The organism is Priestia sp. P5_B4, assembly GCF_056400385.1.
The window spans coordinates 1-2218 of sequence record NZ_JBFULJ010000639.1; the positions used below are offsets into that span (position 1 = coordinate 1).

Annotated in this window: 4 protein-coding genes; 3 read left to right on the top strand and 1 reads right to left on the bottom strand. The window is 36.0% G+C overall.

All coding sequences use genetic code 11. The features are described 5' to 3' along the window. The coding region (locus AC1DRF_RS24045) for a sunset domain-containing protein (protein WP_477741878.1) at window positions 1-310 on the top strand (310 nt) is incomplete at its 5' end. Window positions 311-376: 66 nt separating this feature from the next. Here AC1DRF_RS24045 and AC1DRF_RS24050 read toward each other — a convergent pair. Next, window positions 377-520, bottom strand: a complete 144-nt coding sequence (locus AC1DRF_RS24050) for a hypothetical protein (protein WP_225049429.1) — start codon at window positions 518-520, stop codon at window positions 377-379. A gap of 159 nt (window positions 521-679) precedes the next feature. Here AC1DRF_RS24050 and AC1DRF_RS24055 point away from each other — a divergent pair, with 159 nt between their 5' ends. Together AC1DRF_RS24055 and AC1DRF_RS24060 are read left to right on the top strand one after the other, a co-directional pair. Next, window positions 680-1234 (top strand): GNAT family N-acetyltransferase, encoded by a 555-nt coding sequence (locus AC1DRF_RS24055; RefSeq protein WP_043981586.1) that lies wholly within the window; start codon window positions 680-682, stop codon window positions 1232-1234. 197 nt (window positions 1235-1431) lie between these two features. Then, window positions 1432-1992 carry a hypothetical protein gene (locus AC1DRF_RS24060; protein WP_427076088.1) on the top strand — a complete coding sequence of 187 codons (561 nt, stop codon included), beginning with the start codon at window positions 1432-1434 and terminating at the stop codon, window positions 1990-1992. Window positions 1993-2218 lie beyond the last annotated feature (226 nt).

Below are 2218 nucleotides of genomic sequence, written 5' to 3' on the forward strand. Positions count from 1 at the left end.
CACAAAGTACGTAGATGAATTTAAGAAAATCCAGGAGCAGGCTCGAAAAAGCGAAAAAGGAATCTGGAGCATTGAAAACTATGCTCAGGAAAAAGGGTATAATACGGATGCTGTAAAAAATCAGTCCTCTTCTAATCAAAAAGATACTCAATCTGCCGAAAGCTGCGAAGGTAAAATAAAAGGAAATCAAAACTCTAAAATTTATCACGTGCCAACTGGGGCGCACTACAATCAAACCATGAACAACKTCATTTGGTTTTGTACCGAAAAAGATGCGCAAGAAGCAGGATACACAAAAGCAAAAAACTAATAAAGGAATTCAGTAACTGCTGAATTTCTTTTTTTTTGAGTTAAGTAAGTATTTGTATAGGAGTGGCTAAATACCATCCAACAAAGAGCGACCAATCCGTATAAGAAGACGCAGTGGCCATATGAGCAGCTGAGGCACTTGTAAAAGAATTTCTGCTAAAAATTCCCATCCACTTACCGTAGTATCTTTCTGCTGACGGCGTTTTTTCATAGTCATCATCCATTCATTTGAAAATATACATTAATTATACAATGAAAGGAAGATTAGGAGTTAATTTTTTCTTTCTTTTCTTTTTCGTGTTAAAGTAGATAGGTAAGAAGGTTTGCTACAAATAACGCAAGCGAAGAGAATAAAGGGAGTTTGAAAATCGTGAAAATAAGGAAAGCAAGAAAAGAAGATGCTTCTGCTGTAACGGAATTACTTTATGACATGCTTGGCAGTATTGCGCGCTCTCACACAGCGGCTACAACGAACGAAGAAGCGCTTTTAAGACTTAAAGCGTTTATTCTGTCTGAGAAGAATCGCTATAGCTATCATCATATTACAGTCGCAGAAGTCGAGGAGAAGGTAGTTGGACTTATGCTTTGCTACGAAGGAAGTATGTTACAAACGCTTTATGAACCAGTTAAGCGTTTTGTACGTGCTAAACTTAATAATCCAGCGTGGGAAATTGATATAGAAACTGAACATGGAGATTATTATATTGACTCTCTATGTGTAGATGAAGCTTATCGTGGAAAAGGGATAGGAACGGCTCTTTTAAATGTAGCCAAGCAAGAAGCCAAAAAGCGTAAGATGTTTTTATCGTTAAACGTTGAATATAATAACGTAGAAGCCAAAAAATTGTATCAGCGTATAGGCTTTCAAGAGCATAAAACCATTTTTATTGATAAAAAACCATTTTTTTATATGAAGACTGCCTGAGCATCTTTACGGTAGTATTTTTTGTGATAAAATGGATATATAAGTAAAATAATAAGAACCAACAGCTCAGCACTTTTGCTGAGCTTTCCTGTAAATCGCGTAAACGTATCAAAATGGAAAGAATCCTACATCCAATGGACCAAAAGCAAGCGGTCATGAAAGTATGTTTGCTGATGTGCCACATGAAAGGAGCGTGCATGAACATCAGAGATCTTCCGTTTAATATGAGTTATCGATTTAATGAACAGCTTCGAGAAGTTCCGGTTAACCCACACAAAATGAAGCAGGGAATTATCTATTTAAAGAAACGAGCTCTTGAAGAAGAGGATGAGTGTGCCGCTGCTAAAACATATGGACATATTGGTGTATATGAGCGCATACTTGGAGAATTAACGAGCAGTGAAAGACATCTGCTGCTGGCCATTTATCTATATGACCGGCATGCTGATACAATAGGTGAATTTTTGAATACGATCCGGCTTGGACATACATATCACTGGCAAGAACAGTGGGATAAAGCGAATGAAACGTTTCAGCTACTCATTGAACAATTAAAAGCAGATGAAGACCTTCACATATATGAAGACTTTGTCTATCAGCATTATGGAAAATGTTTACTTGATCAGCGGATTGTTTCCAGAGCACATCATTATTTTCAACGTGCGTTAGAAATTCGATTGAAAAAAGGCGATAAAGAATTAATTGAGTCAACTAATTCCTGCATTCGTCTTTGTTTAAATAAATTAAAACATTCCTAGTATACATAAAAGATAAATGATTCATCGCCTTGGTTACACATAATGCATAAACTTTCCGTTTGACAAACGTATGTGAACATATTATAGTCATACATGGCAATTTAAGAATACGTAATATAAAAACTAAACATAAGCGTCTCTTCTCTTTTGGAGAAGGGGCTTTTTTATGTGAATTTTTATGTCGAGGAGGGTTTAATCGATGAGTAAAACAATAAAAGATGTCATC

Bases quoted from the DNA above. Each gene is read 5' to 3' on its own strand.
- AC1DRF_RS24050 (WP_225049429.1), bottom strand. From the start codon at position 520: ATGAAAAAACGCCGTCAGCAGAAAGATACTACGGTAAGTGGATGGGAA.
- AC1DRF_RS24060 (WP_427076088.1), top strand. From the start codon at position 1,432: ATGAACATCAGAGATCTTCCGTTTAATATGAGTTATCGATTTAATGAA.